Below are 13,336 nucleotides of genomic sequence, written 5' to 3'. Positions count from 1 at the left end.
TCTTTTTTATAATATAACAAGAAGAGGTGAGAAGGATGAAGAAAAAAGGTTATATTCTATTAATAATAGCGCTTTTATCACTAACGTTAAACTGGCTTCCGGAGATTGCCCACGCGCAAAAAGAAGCAACAGGAACTACTTATACAACTGCAACCACAAACGAATTAATGGATATGTTTCTACCTTACTCCATCCAAAATCCTTATATTGAAACGACAAAAAATAGCGCGGAATTAATGTTTGTAACAGAGGAAGCCGCCACGATTACCACCGAAACAAATAATCAAACGCAATCAATTGCTGGTAGCACCGAAAACCATCAATTTGCATTAGCTAATTTGCAACCTGGAAATAATTTAGTGACAATCACAGCGACAATGACAGATGGGACTAGTGAGAGCAAAACAATCACCATAAACCTTCCAGAGAAACCAAAGAAAAACTCTAAATCGTTTCATGATCATTCTAAAAACCAACAAGTGACGCATCGAAAAAAAGGGCACTTATTATAATAAAAAAGGAAGCACTCATTCATAAGAAGAGTGCTTCCTTTTTCGTTAATTTCTACGTCCAAATGTAAAACCAAGTGCTACTAAACTTACCCCTGTTACAAATGGGATAAACGGGTTCGAATCCCCAGTATGAGGTAAAACCCCTGTTGCTTTTACGACACCGTCTACGCTTGTTGTGCTAGTCACTTTTTGCACAGGTGGAATGGTGATTTTGGATAAGAGTGTTTTTTCAATCGTTAGTTGTAATTTTTGACCGGCTTGTAAAGTATCCGATGTGAGATTGTTCCAGTCTTTAATTTCTGCAACAGAGACATCAAACTTATTAGCTACTCCAGGTAATGTATCGCCATCTTTCACTTTATAGATGACTTTAATTTTACCATTTTGTTCGGAATCTTTAACGATTTCAAGTGGACCAAAATCTGTTTCGACTGTTTTTTCAATCGGTTGCTTTTCAGCCGGAATAAATGGTGGTTCTTCTTTAACCGGTGGCGCTGGCGGGGTTCCTGTTCCTTGTCCACCGCTACCGTAATCATTCACTGTCGCATTTCTCGAAACAGCCTCTAGGTTATCACCGGATAGCGTTGCTTTATTCGTATAGCTTTTTTGTTTCGTCGTAATTTTCGTATCATAAGTAATGACAACAGATTGATTATTTAACGTTCCAATAGATAATTCAAAATTGCGATCTGCATCCAGCGTAATTGGCTGGATATTGGTAGTTATCACTTTTTTGTTGGCATCGCGGTATTTGATTGTTGCACTTCCAAGCAGATTTTGCCCTGAGCCAAGCGTATCCGTGTAAACGGAATTATCAATAGGTGTCAACGCATTATTTAAAGTAACAGTCCAATGTAAAATACTCAAGTCTTTATCATCCATTCGCCCTTGTTTAAAAACGATTGTTGGTGAGCCCGTACCGCCACCAGTATTAACTTTGCTAATAAAGGCGTTTATCGTTTGGGTCGAATTTTTCACCGGAAATGCGATTGGATTTACTTGATCTGTTTGAATATTTTTGCTGTTAAAAGTTGCGTTATAAAAGAGGCTGCCACTTAAATCTGTATGTGTATTTACATAGTCGGTAAAAGTTAATGTAATGGTTCCCGTTGCTTGATCAACGGTTGCATTTGCGATCGTGTTTCCTTGCGAATCCATAAGAGGGAATCCGCCATAATTAATTAATTTTAGCTGATTAGGAATAGTAAGCGTCATTGTTTCTCCGCTTGCAACTGGCTGTGTAATAACGAAATCATACGCCACTCGCACTTTACTATTTTCCTTAAAATTCGTTGTTTGCTCCCCGTTTTGATTTTGTAATGATACATTAGTAAAAAAACTGCTGCCGTAATCTGTTGCAGCTTCTGCTTTTGGGCTTAAAAATCCAGTGATAATTAAACATATAATTGCAAATACTAACCATCTTTTTTTCATTTTGTTTCATTCCCCCTTAAAACATCTATCTTTATAGTTCCCACAACTTGCTTGTTAAAAACCGTACAATGATTTTGCGCACAAAAAAACGCCAGAACAAGTCTGACGTTTTTCTTTTTATAGCTGCAATAAATATTGGTAACTGGCTTCTAGTGTTTCGAACATAGCTCGTTTGGATCTATCTTGCTCAATGCAATAGTACTCGACTCCGTTTGCTTCGCCCCATTCAATAATAGCGCGAAAATCCACTTCACCTTGCCCTATTTCGACTAAATTATTATCCATATCTTCTAGTTCAAAACCGCTCACAAAATCTTTCATATGCACAATCGGCGCGCGGCCGCTGTAGCGTTTAATAAATTCTGTTTCATCATGTCCAGCTGCGCGAATCCAGTAAGTATCAGGTTCAGCATAAATACAAATACCGTCAACTGGGTCGGTAATATAATCCATCACTCTGCGACCATGAATGCATTCATTGAAATCGTATTCCGGATTATGAAGACCAATGCGAAAACCTAGTGGATGTAGTTTTTCCGCCGCATTAATTAACGCCGCTTTTGTTGCCGTGTAGCCCGCTGTCGTTTGGTCCTCTTCTTCAATATATTTGTCAAAAACAGTTTTACAATCAAAGAAATAAGCTTCTTCAATGATGCCATCCAAATCATTCATAAAACGATCATGCTTGATGTGCATGCCGATCACTTTTAACTCATATTTTTGCAGTAAACGACGTACCTCGCTTGGATCATTGCCACGCATACCATCAAGTTGCACATATCGAAAGCCGATTTCATGCATTTTCCGGAGCGTACCTTCTAAATCGCGCTCCATTTCTTTTCGTACAGAATAAAGTTGGACTGCTATTTTTTCTTTTATATTCATTGTTTCTCCGCCTTTCCTTATGCCTTTAAATCCAGCCAATCAACCTCAGACGCTGTTAATTTAATCCCGGCCGCTGCAACGGAAGATTGAAGTTCCGTAGCATTTTCCGGACCGATGACAGCGGCTGTCGGGAATGATTGCGTTAATACATAAGCAAGCGAAATTTGGATTGGAGTGCAACCTTTTTGGTTAGCTAGTTGCTTGGCACGACTGTATCTTTCCCAGTTTGCCTCACTATAATAAACTTCGACCATTTCCGTATCGCGCGTGTCTTCCTCAGAAAATCTACCAGAGAAAAATCCGCCTGCTTGTGATGACCAAGAAAATAGTGGCAAATTCGTCGCCTCATGCCAGCGAATCATCTCTTCACTCGCCGAAACACAATTTTCCCAGCGTGGTCGATTCACTTTTGCCAAACTAAAATTAGGGCTGTTAAAGCTTAGTGGCGTCAATCCATGGCTCACTGCATATTCATTCGCTTCGATAATACGCGGGAGCTCCCAGTTTGAAAGTCCGATAGCATAAACGCGGCCATCTTCCACTTCTTTATGCATCGCCTCCATAATAGGACCCACTTCTACATCTGGATTGTCGCGATGAAGTGCGAATAATTCAACATGATCTGTTTGTAGCGTATCTAAACTAACCGAAATATCTTCGTGAATTGCTTCCGGAGTAACCCGCGGCACGTCGCTTGCTTCCCGAACTGGATGCCCGCCTTTCGTTTGGATAATGACACTATCACGATTTCCTCTCATATTCATCCACGCGCCAATCGCTTTTTCACTATGGCGATAATGGCGCGCCGTATCAAAAATATTTCCACCCATTTCAAAATATTGATCTAGTACTGGACCCGCAAAATCCATATTATCTGCACGTAAGAAATCTCCTGCACCCATCACTAAATTAGAGCAAGCTATCTCGATTTTTTGTCCATTTTTTCTGCCGTTAACGATAATTTTTTCCATTATGCTTCCACCCCACTCGCGGCAATTTTATCGACTACAAGTGTTGTATTCGAATCTTTTACGAGTGTTGCAGGAATCGCTACTGTCGGTTCTTTTTCCACTACTTGTTTCACGATATCAATTTTTTTCTCGCCAGTTGCTACTAAATATATTTCTTTCGCCGCTAAAATTTGTTGCATACCAAGAGAAATTCCGTGTGTTAGTGGCAAATCTGTATCAAAATATTTGCTCATGACGCGTTTCGTTACATCATCAAGTTCCACGACATGACAGTTCACATCTACTGGCACAAATGGCTCGTTGAAGCCAATATGCCCATTAAGTCCAATCCCCAGCAAAATAAAATCCATTCCGCCACGGTCGTCGATAAACTTGTCTACACGAGCGCATTCATCCGTTAAGCTCGTTGCTTTCCCATCGAAAAAGCAAATTTGTTCACTAGAAACATTTTTCAAACGGTCGAAAAATGCATCATAGAGTGTTTGGATACAGCTACCTTTTGTTTCGCGTCCAAGGCCAACCCATTCATCCAAACCAACAAATTGCGTCTCACTAAAATCTACTTCGCCCGTTTGATTCGCTTTAATAATCGCTTCTATTGTTAGTAAAGGCGTGTCCCCACCAGCGATACAAATTAAACTTGCAGGTTTTTCTTTTACCAATTCAATGATTCTTTGGCTCACTGTTTGCGCCACGAGTTGTTCATTTTCATTAATAATTAATTTCATTTTAAAATCAACCTTTCTTATTAGAAATCCAAGTCTAGTGCATCGTGCGCAGCTTGGCGTTCTGATACAACTTCTTCTTCTTTAATCAAGCTCTTCTCATACATTTTGAAGAACGGATAGTACATACAAACGGCTGCTGCGAGAACGAAGATGATTAAAATAATCGCGCGCCAATCCATCGTCGCCAAATACTGCGCGAGTGGAATCGGTGTACCGCCAACATTCGCAATCGGCGGACGAACCCAACCAAAGTGGAACACAAACCATTGCCCTACTGCTAAAATTGGCGTCCCAAGTACGAATGGAATAAATAAATACGGATTAAAACAGATTGGCAAACCGAATACAACTGGTTCAGAAATTGTGAAAATCGCTGGAACAACCGACACTTTTCCGACCGCTTTTAATTCTCTTGATTTACTAAATAGCGCAAGGATAACTAATGCACCTGTAATACCAGAACCAGAGAAGCCCATGAAGTAATCCCAGAAGTTTGGCGCAAATACGTGCGGAATTGGTTCTCCTGCCGCATATGCAGCCGCGTTCGCTCCTAAATATTGTGTCATAAATGGAAGCACAAAACCAATCAAAATCGCATAACCATTTAGGCCGATAAACCAGAATAGCATTTCAAGGAAACAAATAAGGAAAACCGCATAAGGCGTATCAATACTATTAATCGCCGGAGCTAGCATCGTCGTAAAGGCTTCCGGAATGATTTGACCGCTAGTGACACTTTGCATTAAAATACTTAGTCCAACAGCACTGAATAGCAGTACAACTAGTGGAATAATTGCTTCAAAAGTAGTCGCAATCCCCGCCGGTAACCCTTTAATTCGAATCGTAATATTTTTTCTAATAAATAAACCGATAAGTTCTACAGAAATCAGCGCTGCAAAAATGGCGATAAATAGCCCTCTTGAATCCAGAAATTCTGTATTAAGCACCCCGTCAACCATTTTCGTATTGAGGATGAGCGTCACCATAACAGCTGCCATCACACTATGTAACACAGGTACTTTCATTTGTTTTGCGTGGCTATAGGAAATTGTTATAGCCGCATAAATCGATAGTAATCCAAACGTAAATTGAAACGGTAAGTTAAGCGCTGCTGCATTTTGAACAAAGAATTCTTTCACAACAGAACCTGCTGGAAACATATTTCCGATTGCTGAAATAATCAGCGAAAATGATCCAATAATTAAAACCGAGATCAAAGCAATCATCCCATTTTTTATTGAGGAAATATGACGTTGTTTTTCAATTCTAGCTGCGACAGGTTCAAAATATTTCTCCATAAAAGCAATAAAACGGTTCATAAAAGATTGTTTGTTTTTACTCGACATGTTGTTTCCCTCCACTTTTTTATTTGTTCAGTTTAAGAATAATTGCGTCTTTTAAAATGTTTGCGCCATTAACAGTGCCGTAATCTTTCGTATCGATGACTTGAATTGGTTTATTATATTCCGCCGCAATTTCACTTAAATGTTTAAGTTGATGTTTGATTTGAGGACCGACTAAAATAACGTCAAAGTCTTCAATATGCTCGCGTAATTCTCCTGCTGGATGCGCCTCAATTTTCACATCTGTATTCGTGAGCTTTTCACTGTTTTGGGCGATTTCCTTCATTTTTGTAACCATTACCCCTGTAGATGCGCCTAAGTTACACACTAAAAGTACATGTAATTGATTGATTTCCATTTACTTTTCCTCCTCTTTTCTTAATGTTTTAATCTCTTGATGCATTTCAATCATTTCTCGAATTAAAGTCGATGCTAAGATGGTATTCATTAAAGTATCTTGCGCATGTACGAGTAAAACGGAAAAATTTGCTTGTTCCCCTCTTGTTTCTTGAATCAGCATTTCCGTTTGTACTTTGTGCGCTTCAATCATTAGGTCATCTGCTTCTTTTAAAAGTTGTTCTACTAATTCTGAATCTGATTCTTTTGCGGCCTGTAATGCTTCAATTAATTTAGAAAACGAATCCCCCGCCAGTGAAATTAATGAAAACGATATTTTTTCTATGTCCATTATGAAACCCTCTCTCATTCAAAGATAGCCGACTTAACGTAATGATAAATATCACGTTTTGAGCTAGCCATTTTAATTTTTTGCATTTTTTCCTCGTCCAGCGCTAACTTCATTAATTGTTCCACGATCAAGTGTGCCTCTTTTGTTTTTAAAGCTAAGGTGAAAATGACATGAACCGGCTCCTCGTATCTATCGAAAAACATGATGCCATCCTCAATAATCGTCACTCCAATGCCATCCATCAAAACACCGTCACTTGCCCCCGCATGTGCAATGACAACACCTGGCGCAACGACCATATACGGCCCGTATGCTTTTAAGTTATGAATGATTTTTTCATGATAACTCGGCTCAATGACTTCTAAATGCTCCAAACATTTTGTTCCAAGCTTAATTGCCTGCCTCCATGTTGGGCATGTTTCTTCCATAACAATCGCTTCTTCTGTAAATTGAAACGGTGGTATAAGCCTTTTTGGTGTTTCACCTTCATCCGATATAAGCGCTTCCAATAAATCGAATTCTAATTTACTTAAATTAGTAATTTGCGTGTTTTCGCCAATAATCGCTAAAATCTTACTGAACTTATTAATAATCTGTTTATCACTTTTGATGAGTTTCATCCGTAAATGCTTTTGCAGTAATTCCATATCCTCTTTTTGCAAATAGCTATGAATCCGGAGTACTTTTGCGTCTTGCATATCTGGTAAATCCACTGTGCTAATCACAAAATCAAAATCAGCCATCATCGCGCGTTTGAACTTTCTGAGGCCAATTGTTTGAATCGATTCAAACTCAAACATACGCTTTAACTGAATCGCAATCATTTTTGAAACAGCGACACCTTCCGGGCAAATAATCAGCAAATTTGGCTTCATTTCAACTGTTTGTTTATTGCGTTGTACCTCAGATGCAAAATAAATAGCTAAAAATGAAATTTCTTGAGAGCTGACAGAAATCGGCAATAACGGCTTGAGTGCATCCAAACTTTCCTTCACACGCATAAAAATTTCTCGATTATCGCGCATAAATTCATTAAAAATCGGATTCTCGATAGTAACTCCGGCGCGAACACGCCTAATCATTAACTTAATGTGTGCTTTGATTTGCGTGAAAAAATCCGTATCGCCATGCACAAAATCCACTTGATAAATTTCACCCATTTTTTCGCAAATACCTGTTACAAATGCTTCAATTACCGCCTCATCTTCACGCCCATATTGATACTGCTTCAAAGACCCAATAATTGTTGCTAACGCCTGATCAAGCTCATCTTTAATCATAAAATCTGCTGTAAACTGAAAATCCGGTTTGGCTTCATGCTGCTTTAGTAAAATCGCAATTAGCGTTAAGTAAAGCTGCTCATCCATCGCACGTGTCATATTCTCCTCCACCGAATGCGCCTCACGATTCACCTCCTGCAAAATCTCCAGTTCAAAAAGATTATAAAAAAATAACTCGCCTTTTTTAGATAAGCTATTTTCCGAATCTAAAAACTGATAAAATTCGCGGATATTAATAAAACGCAAGAAACTTCTAGCAAAAAGCGATGTTTTCGTAATTAAATTTCCAGTCACTAGAAAGCCATGCCTAGGCTGATGCGATAAATCTAAATTATTTAAAAAAAGTTCTCCTTCAATAGCACGTAGATGATTTAGCACAGAGGATCTGGAAATAAACAGGACTTCTTCAAAATAAGTAACCGGGAGCACTTCTTCACTTAAAAGCAGTTTTAGCAGTAAAAATTGCTGCACTTCTTCTTGGCTGTAACGATATTTTTTCGGCGTAATTTGTTGTTTAAATTTACGCACAACCGGATTTACGATATTCTTTTCCGGAAGTAGCACCCCTTTCCTTGTATGTCTGATAAGAGCTGGTAATGTTTGCTCATGGAGAAAAATATCGATTTTTTCCAAACTATAACGAACACTTCGCTCCGAACAACCAAGCGCGTTAGAAATATAACCAATATTTTTAAAATCTTCCTGCTCCATAAGAAAATCTAAAATTTGAATACACTGCTGATTTAGTTTCATCAGGTATCACTCCTCTTTCTAAATTCAATTTATCATTTTCATGATAGGGCTTACAATAAGCTATATAGCTATTTTTGTCAGATACGTAGGGACAAAAAAACTATCCATTTTACTATAACTGGAAAAAAACCTTGCCGGAATAGGTCGGAGCTACTGAAAGCACAAAAAAAGCCTTCTACATTCACTGTAAAAGGCCTATTATTTGAACTATTTATCTTTTTTCATATAGAAAGTTAAAATAATTGCGATGAAAACCATTAAAAATCCAACAATCGGGGTATAACCCAAACCAATATATTCCGTAACTAATCCGCCAATAAATGCACCTACTGCTATCCCAACATTAAAAGCTGAAATATTAAGCGCCGAAGCCATGCTCACCGTTTCTGGCAAATACCGCTCTGCCAATTGCACGACATATAACTGCAAACCAGACACATTCATAAAGGCAAAAAATCCCATCAACATAATAGTCATTAATCCAAAAATCGCGTTGGTCGATGTAAATTGAAGTAATAATAACGTAATCCCTTGCAAACTAAACATCACGAACAGTGCCTTAGCCGGGCGCTCATTCGCAAAATGCCCACCAATCGTATTCCCAATCGCAACCATCACACCATACACAATAAGTAAAATAACAATCATGCTTGTAGAATAGCCCATTCCGCTAAACATCGGCGACAAATACGTATAAACCACAAAAGTACCACCATAGCCAAACGCTGTCATGAGTAACACCATCACGATTTTTTTATTAACTAATAATTGTCCAATCGCTTTAAATGAAATACTTTTTCCATTGGATAAGTTTTTCGGAACGAGGAAAAAATTAGCAATAATCGCAATCACGCCAATCGCAACAATAAACAGGAATGACATCCGCCAACCAAATAGTTGCCCGATAAACGTCCCAAGCGGCACCCCTGTCACAGTCGCCACCGTCAACCCTGTAAACATCACCGCAATCGCACTAGCTCGTTTGCTCGGATGAACCACATCGGCAGCGATAACAGAAGCAATCGACATAAACACCCCATGCGCAAACGCCGCAACAACACGCCCAGTAAGGAGCATTCCAAAACTCACAGCAAATGCCGAGACAAGATTCCCTATCAGAAACACGAGCATGACTAATAATAACAAATTTTTACGATTCATCTTCGCCGTCATAGTTGTTAAAACCGGCGCTCCAACCATCACACCAAGCGCATAAATTGATACAGTTAAACCAGCCGTACTAATCGACACACCCATACTAGAAGAAATCAGCGGAAGCAGTCCCACACTAATAAATTCTGTTGAACCAATCCCAAACGCACTAATCGCTAGCGCCAAAAGTGTCAAATTAGGATTTACTTTTTTCATATCCACATCGTTCCCCCCTAAAAAATTGCAAATTGTTTCGTTCTGTTATACAGTATCTTATATACCTTACAGAATAACAAGAAGGTACTTAAAAGTCATATAGATACTAAAAAGTGCCTATAGGAGGATTACGATGACTAAAGTATATAATATCGGCGTCGAAGCTACACTAGAAGTTATAGGCGGAAAATGGAAACCAGTCATCCTTTGCCATTTACGCGAAGGCAAAAAACGAACTGGCGAATTAAAACGACTCATCCCCAACATCACACAAAAAATGCTCACACAACAATTGCGCGAGCTGGAAAAATCCGGGGTTATTGTCCGCAAAGTATATGAACAAATCCCACCAAAAGTCGAGTATTCATTGAGTGAATACGGCGAATCGTTGTCGGAGATTTTGAACAAACTTTGCTTATGGGGCGAGAATCATGTGGATCTTTTGCTCACTAAGAATGAAGATATTGTTTTGTTGAAACGAGATTAATAGAAAAATAGCCACCTCTCGGGTGGCTATTTTTAATGATTCCCTATACTTAATATCCCTGAATCAATTTCTTCTCCATCTAAAAACCAATACCCATGATAATCCCCACTGAGCGCCGTAAACGGAACTGGTGTCTTCCCTACTTCCGCTACCTTTCTAAGTAAGTAATTCCGCAAAATCCAACCATCATTTAAAGAACGCTGTTTTAAATTCAAAATCCGTTCTATTTTTACTTCGCTTGTATTTAGTTCTTTCGCTACTTCGGCAATCGTTAAATCCGCAAGCGCTAAATTCTCCGCAAACTCACTTTTTGTTGCTTTGATTTGTTCTTTTGATAAAGTCATTTTTGAATTCCACCTTTTATAAATGTAATAATTTTTCAGCATTTTCGTGAGCGATTTTTGCTTTTACTTCATCCGTTAAATCAAGCGTATCTAGGAAAGTCCTAGCATTTTCTGGTTTTACAAAAGGATAATCTAGCGCATAAATAAGATGATTTTCATCTAATTCATTTAATAAAAACTTCCATTCATTTTGGTATAATAAGCCGCTTGGTGTCACATACACATTCGTCCGGTAGTAATCAGAAATTTTCCGTTCAAGCGTTGTCCAGTGGCCGAGTGTATTGTCCATTCTGTTTAAAAACATTGGCACCATTTCACCTAAATGACCTGTGATGATTTTTAAATTCGGTAATTTATCAAATATACCTGAAAGAATCATCCGCACGACTTGAATGCCAACATCCATATGCCAACCAAAACCAGCAGATGAAAATACCCCTGTCACCACATCAGACCAAGCATCACTGGCAAAATATTGTTCTGTAATAGTTTCTGGGATAAACGATGGATGGAACGAAATCGGTACATCTAGTTTCTCCGCCATTTCGAAAATCGGATAATAAAAGCGATTATCAAAATATTTGTTTTCAAACTGCCCTTTTACAAGTGCACCTTTGAAACCAAGTTCTTCTACGGCTCTTTTTAATTCAATAGCAGCATCTTCTGGTGATCCTACTGGTAAGACAGCAAAACCGGCAAATCGCGTAGGATTTTGTTGAATCACCTTCGCTAGTTCATCATTAGCTCGCTTACACAGAGCTACCGAAATTTTTGGATCTAAGTTTTGCGGAGAACTATTTCCATAAGAGAGTACTTGGATATCAATACCATGTTGGTCCATAAATGCTAAACGTTTTTCTGTATCTTGCATTTCCGCTGCTGAAGGAAGTTCCTTTTGCATATATTGAAACATTTCCGGACTAACCTGTCCACTTACTAAATTTCCAGTGACTTTGTTGATTTCATTCGTAATGACTTCGGATTCAAAATGTTCTTCTATTGTTATAATTTTCATGTTCATTCCTCCTTAAGTAAACAATACCCCTTTTTAAGTTGCTAAAATAGCCACATTTCGATACACTAATAACAATTATGTATCATAAAAAGGAGAGTTTTATGAATAACTACGTAAAAGTGCATCAACCGTTGAATGTTGATTTACGTACACAAAAAACACAAACCAAACTATATACGGTTTTGGAGAGGTTTTATGTGGAAGGTAGAACATTTGAATCAATATCTATAAAAGATTTATGCGAACAAGCGCGAGTATCACGAGCCACTTTTTATCGTCATCATGAGGAGATTATTCAAGTGATTGAAGTCCAGATTTTGCGAACCATGCAGTACTTCTCTTTGGAATTCGACCAAATTATTTTAACAAAAGAAAATATCCAACGCTTAATCCTCCGAACTATTCAAAAAAATCCGCTTTTATTTCAAGCGATTTTTTGGAGCCGGGCAGAAAATATTTTTGTCGATGTAGTGTCTGGAGAAATACTTCGAATTAGTTTGTTAAAAGAAGTTTCCTTTTCAGATAGTCACTTTATTCCTAATTATTTTGCTAGGATGATTTTAAGTTTAGCGACAGAAATTCAGCAATCGAATAAAGACTATACGAATGGTCAATTAGTTGAATTGATACAGGAGGCAGCTCGCTTTTTACAAAAATAAAAAGAGCCTAAGTTCCCTTAGACTCTCTCATTTAATCAATCATTTTACGGAAATTCAACCGTTTATTTAATAGATACATTAGCGGAATCCCGACACCCATTACGATGAATTCACTTGCGGCTGTTGTTGCCCAAGTAATTAGGAACGGTAAGTCAAAAACAATTACTAACTCCCAAGCGATAATTGCCATCGTTAGCGAGAAAAGAATCGTATTAATAATCATCCGCGGAATAATTCCTTTAACGTATTTAGAAATTCCAATCATTAGTAAAAGCGAGATAGCCGATTGTGCTACGCCAAAAACTAAATCAATCCACCCTAATCCAGAAAAAAATAAATTCGTAATAAACACACCTACGATAATACCCCAAAAGTATTTTTTATTAAAGACGATTAGATGGTTAAAGATTTCTGGTATTCTAAATTGTAATGCCATAAACCCAATTGGTGCAACAATCATACCGAGCACTACATACAGTGCAGCGATAATTGCATTCACCGTCAAAATTTTCATTTTCATTATTTTTCCTCCTAGTTTTTTTACGTGGGATGGTATGAATGAACCACGTGTGGCAATTTTGCCAACATGCTATTTTCTCATATTTGGAAGTTAATGTAAATGAATTATTGCACATAAAAAACGGCTACTTAGAGTATAGCCGTTTTTTTATCTGCTATGTTTCCCATTCAACCTTTTGCCTACAAAATAAAGAATTATTGATAAAATTACTAATGAAATAAATCCTATATTTTTAGGGAGAATTTCTTTAATAACAATGAAGTAAGTCCAACCTAAAACGATGATTGCTACTACAATATATTCGATAATTTTGTTTATCTTCATGACGAGCGCCACACTCCCGTATCCT

Annotated in this window: 16 protein-coding genes and 1 riboswitch; of the genes, 3 read left to right on the top strand and 13 right to left on the bottom strand. The window is 38.0% G+C overall.

Annotated elements, in window-relative coordinates:
- Nucleotides 1-35: 35 nt before the first annotated feature.
- On the top strand, nucleotides 36-512 hold the full coding sequence (locus tag LMOATCC19117_RS04560; protein ID WP_003727112.1) for a hypothetical protein: 477 nt from the start codon (nucleotides 36-38) through the stop codon (nucleotides 510-512).
- Between the two features lie 45 nt (nucleotides 513-557).
- Here LMOATCC19117_RS04560 and LMOATCC19117_RS04555 read toward each other — a convergent pair whose 3' ends face one another.
- From LMOATCC19117_RS04555 to LMOATCC19117_RS04515, 9 genes are all read right to left on the bottom strand, one after another.
- On the bottom strand, nucleotides 558-1,946 hold the full coding sequence (locus tag LMOATCC19117_RS04555) for a collagen binding domain-containing protein (RefSeq protein ID WP_003734289.1): 1,389 nt from the start codon (nucleotides 1,944-1,946) through the stop codon (nucleotides 558-560).
- A gap of 117 nt (nucleotides 1,947-2,063) precedes the next feature.
- The gene (locus tag LMOATCC19117_RS04550; protein WP_003724809.1) at nucleotides 2,064-2,831 is read right to left on the bottom strand and encodes a sugar phosphate isomerase/epimerase family protein; all 768 of its coding nucleotides are present in this window, start codon (nucleotides 2,829-2,831) and stop codon (nucleotides 2,064-2,066) included.
- A gap of 17 nt (nucleotides 2,832-2,848) precedes the next feature.
- Nucleotides 2,849-3,802 carry an aldo/keto reductase gene (locus tag LMOATCC19117_RS04545; RefSeq protein ID WP_003727115.1) on the bottom strand — a complete coding sequence of 318 codons (954 nt, stop codon included), beginning with the start codon at nucleotides 3,800-3,802 and terminating at the stop codon, nucleotides 2,849-2,851.
- Nucleotides 3,802-4,530, bottom strand: a complete 729-nt coding sequence (locus LMOATCC19117_RS04540) for a glucosamine-6-phosphate deaminase (RefSeq protein WP_003734288.1) — start codon at nucleotides 4,528-4,530, stop codon at nucleotides 3,802-3,804. Before LMOATCC19117_RS04540 ends, LMOATCC19117_RS04545 begins: the two co-directional genes overlap by 1 nt.
- 20 nt (nucleotides 4,531-4,550) lie before the next feature.
- Nucleotides 4,551-5,876: a PTS sugar transporter subunit IIC gene (locus LMOATCC19117_RS04535; protein ID WP_003721442.1), complete on the bottom strand. Its 1,326-nt coding sequence runs from the start codon at nucleotides 5,874-5,876 to the stop codon at nucleotides 4,551-4,553.
- 19 nt (nucleotides 5,877-5,895) lie between these two features.
- Nucleotides 5,896-6,231 carry a PTS sugar transporter subunit IIB gene (locus LMOATCC19117_RS04530; RefSeq protein ID WP_003721441.1) on the bottom strand — a complete coding sequence of 112 codons (336 nt, stop codon included), beginning with the start codon at nucleotides 6,229-6,231 and terminating at the stop codon, nucleotides 5,896-5,898.
- Nucleotides 6,232-6,561 (bottom strand): PTS lactose/cellobiose transporter subunit IIA, encoded by a 330-nt coding sequence (locus LMOATCC19117_RS04525; RefSeq protein WP_003721440.1) that lies wholly within the window; start codon nucleotides 6,559-6,561, stop codon nucleotides 6,232-6,234.
- 14 nt (nucleotides 6,562-6,575) lie between these two features.
- On the bottom strand, nucleotides 6,576-8,594 hold the full coding sequence (locus LMOATCC19117_RS04520; protein ID WP_003724806.1) for a BglG family transcription antiterminator: 2,019 nt from the start codon (nucleotides 8,592-8,594) through the stop codon (nucleotides 6,576-6,578).
- Between the two features lie 207 nt (nucleotides 8,595-8,801).
- Complete coding sequence (locus LMOATCC19117_RS04515) at nucleotides 8,802-9,968, bottom strand: MFS transporter (protein ID WP_003740511.1); 1,167 nt, start codon at nucleotides 9,966-9,968, stop codon at nucleotides 8,802-8,804.
- A 127-nt stretch (nucleotides 9,969-10,095) separates the two neighbouring features.
- Here LMOATCC19117_RS04515 and LMOATCC19117_RS04510 point away from each other — a divergent pair, with 127 nt between their 5' ends.
- Nucleotides 10,096-10,449, top strand: coding sequence for a winged helix-turn-helix transcriptional regulator (locus LMOATCC19117_RS04510; RefSeq protein ID WP_003727117.1), 354 nt, complete (start codon nucleotides 10,096-10,098; stop codon nucleotides 10,447-10,449).
- A 32-nt stretch (nucleotides 10,450-10,481) separates the two neighbouring features.
- Here LMOATCC19117_RS04510 and LMOATCC19117_RS04505 read toward each other — a convergent pair whose 3' ends face one another.
- Nucleotides 10,482-10,793 (bottom strand): DUF2316 family protein, encoded by a 312-nt coding sequence (locus tag LMOATCC19117_RS04505; RefSeq protein WP_003734287.1) that lies wholly within the window; start codon nucleotides 10,791-10,793, stop codon nucleotides 10,482-10,484.
- Between the two features lie 16 nt (nucleotides 10,794-10,809).
- Nucleotides 10,810-11,808 (bottom strand): amidohydrolase family protein, encoded by a 999-nt coding sequence (locus tag LMOATCC19117_RS04500; protein ID WP_003724802.1) that lies wholly within the window; start codon nucleotides 11,806-11,808, stop codon nucleotides 10,810-10,812.
- Between the two features lie 101 nt (nucleotides 11,809-11,909).
- Here LMOATCC19117_RS04500 and LMOATCC19117_RS04495 point away from each other — a divergent pair, with 101 nt between their 5' ends.
- Nucleotides 11,910-12,467, top strand: coding sequence for a TetR/AcrR family transcriptional regulator (locus LMOATCC19117_RS04495; protein WP_003724801.1), 558 nt, complete (start codon nucleotides 11,910-11,912; stop codon nucleotides 12,465-12,467).
- 31 nt (nucleotides 12,468-12,498) lie between these two features.
- On the opposite strand, the gene LMOATCC19117_RS04490 is transcribed toward LMOATCC19117_RS04495, so the two are convergent.
- Both LMOATCC19117_RS04490 and LMOATCC19117_RS14755 read right to left on the bottom strand, forming a co-directional pair.
- Nucleotides 12,499-12,987: a QueT transporter family protein gene (locus LMOATCC19117_RS04490; protein ID WP_003724800.1), complete on the bottom strand. Its 489-nt coding sequence runs from the start codon at nucleotides 12,985-12,987 to the stop codon at nucleotides 12,499-12,501.
- A 5-nt stretch (nucleotides 12,988-12,992) separates the two neighbouring features.
- Nucleotides 12,993-13,040: riboswitch (PreQ1 riboswitch) on the bottom strand.
- A 94-nt stretch (nucleotides 13,041-13,134) separates the two neighbouring features.
- Nucleotides 13,135-13,311 (bottom strand): hypothetical protein, encoded by a 177-nt coding sequence (locus tag LMOATCC19117_RS14755; RefSeq protein WP_003724799.1) that lies wholly within the window; start codon nucleotides 13,309-13,311, stop codon nucleotides 13,135-13,137.
- Between the last annotated feature and the right edge of the window lie 25 nt (nucleotides 13,312-13,336).

This window comes from Listeria monocytogenes ATCC 19117, assembly GCF_000307025.1.
GTDB lineage: Bacteria > Bacillota > Bacilli > Lactobacillales > Listeriaceae > Listeria > Listeria monocytogenes_B.
The sequence above is the reverse complement of the archived record's forward strand: the minus strand, read 5'-3'. Positions and strand labels throughout refer to the sequence as shown.

Excerpts from the sequence above, each read along its gene's own strand:
- LMOATCC19117_RS04560 (WP_003727112.1), top strand. The coding sequence starts at position 36 with ATGAAGAAAAAAGGTTATATTCTATTAATAATAGCGCTTTTATCACTA.
- LMOATCC19117_RS04555 (WP_003734289.1), bottom strand. The coding sequence starts at position 1,946 with ATGAAAAAAAGATGGTTAGTATTTGCAATTATATGTTTAATTATCACT.
- LMOATCC19117_RS04550 (WP_003724809.1), bottom strand. The coding sequence starts at position 2,831 with ATGAATATAAAAGAAAAAATAGCAGTCCAACTTTATTCTGTACGAAAA.
- LMOATCC19117_RS04545 (WP_003727115.1), bottom strand. The coding sequence starts at position 3,802 with ATGGAAAAAATTATCGTTAACGGCAGAAAAAATGGACAAAAAATCGAG.
- LMOATCC19117_RS04540 (WP_003734288.1), bottom strand. The coding sequence starts at position 4,530 with ATGAAATTAATTATTAATGAAAATGAACAACTCGTGGCGCAAACAGTG.
- LMOATCC19117_RS04535 (WP_003721442.1), bottom strand. The coding sequence starts at position 5,876 with ATGTCGAGTAAAAACAAACAATCTTTTATGAACCGTTTTATTGCTTTT.
- LMOATCC19117_RS04530 (WP_003721441.1), bottom strand. The coding sequence starts at position 6,231 with ATGGAAATCAATCAATTACATGTACTTTTAGTGTGTAACTTAGGCGCA.
- LMOATCC19117_RS04525 (WP_003721440.1), bottom strand. The coding sequence starts at position 6,561 with ATGGACATAGAAAAAATATCGTTTTCATTAATTTCACTGGCGGGGGAT.
- LMOATCC19117_RS04520 (WP_003724806.1), bottom strand. The coding sequence starts at position 8,594 with ATGAAACTAAATCAGCAGTGTATTCAAATTTTAGATTTTCTTATGGAG.
- LMOATCC19117_RS04510 (WP_003727117.1), top strand. The coding sequence starts at position 10,096 with ATGACTAAAGTATATAATATCGGCGTCGAAGCTACACTAGAAGTTATA.
- LMOATCC19117_RS04505 (WP_003734287.1), bottom strand. The coding sequence starts at position 10,793 with ATGACTTTATCAAAAGAACAAATCAAAGCAACAAAAAGTGAGTTTGCG.
- LMOATCC19117_RS04500 (WP_003724802.1), bottom strand. The coding sequence starts at position 11,808 with ATGAAAATTATAACAATAGAAGAACATTTTGAATCCGAAGTCATTACG.
- LMOATCC19117_RS04495 (WP_003724801.1), top strand. The coding sequence starts at position 11,910 with ATGAATAACTACGTAAAAGTGCATCAACCGTTGAATGTTGATTTACGT.
- LMOATCC19117_RS04490 (WP_003724800.1), bottom strand. The coding sequence starts at position 12,987 with ATGAAAATGAAAATTTTGACGGTGAATGCAATTATCGCTGCACTGTAT.
- LMOATCC19117_RS14755 (WP_003724799.1), bottom strand. The coding sequence starts at position 13,311 with ATGAAGATAAACAAAATTATCGAATATATTGTAGTAGCAATCATCGTT.